Genomic DNA, 629 nt, shown 5'->3' with positions numbered 1-629 from the left:
AACCGTGTCACACGTTTCTCTTTGTTTCTCTGTCATATTGTGCATTGAAACATATGGGGGATTACCTAATACAACATCGAATTGCTGAACTAAGAAGTCAGTTGGATGAACTGTAATAAAATCTTTCTTAATAAATCGATTTACAGTTTCAACCATATGTCCAAATTTTTCACTTAAGATGCCAAATGCATGCTGGTCGATATCCACACCATACAATTGTTTCTCTGGAGATGGGCAACCAAGACGTCTTAGTGTTTTTATACTGCTGTCAAAGAACCCACACCCCCCAAAGCTAGGTTCTAAAATATCCTCGTCAGAACGCACAATAGCCCAGTCCGTTAAAACTTGGCTAAGTTCAGGTGGTGTGTAGTAAGCACCCAGCTCTCTTTTTTTAGTTAAAGAATGTGGGTTAAGCATTAGTTCATGTACTCGCTCATCTAAGTGGTCAACTTATAAGATTTCTTATATAGGATATTAACCTATGTCGTGCATCAAATGAATAGATTTATCTAACTCCCATCGAGAGCATCACGCATACATACTTATAAAAATCATATAGATAGATAACACCTCACTCAATGTAATTATCCAAATCCTGTCAAATATAATCATAAATCCCAAACTAGCGG

At 36.9% G+C, this 629-nt stretch carries 1 pseudogene; it reads right to left on the bottom strand.

Going from position 1 to position 629, the window contains the following annotated elements:
- A pseudogene (locus IQR33_RS23900) lies at positions 1–420 on the bottom strand (N-6 DNA methylase); the annotation flags it as partial.
- Between the last annotated feature and the right edge of the window lie 209 nt (positions 421–629).

Origin of the sequence: Vibrio sp. OPT46 (genome assembly GCF_015163535.1) — a bacterium.
Taxonomy (GTDB): Bacteria; Pseudomonadota; Gammaproteobacteria; order Enterobacterales; family Vibrionaceae; genus Vibrio; species Vibrio alginolyticus.
This window is presented reverse-complemented; position numbering and strand designations above follow the sequence as displayed.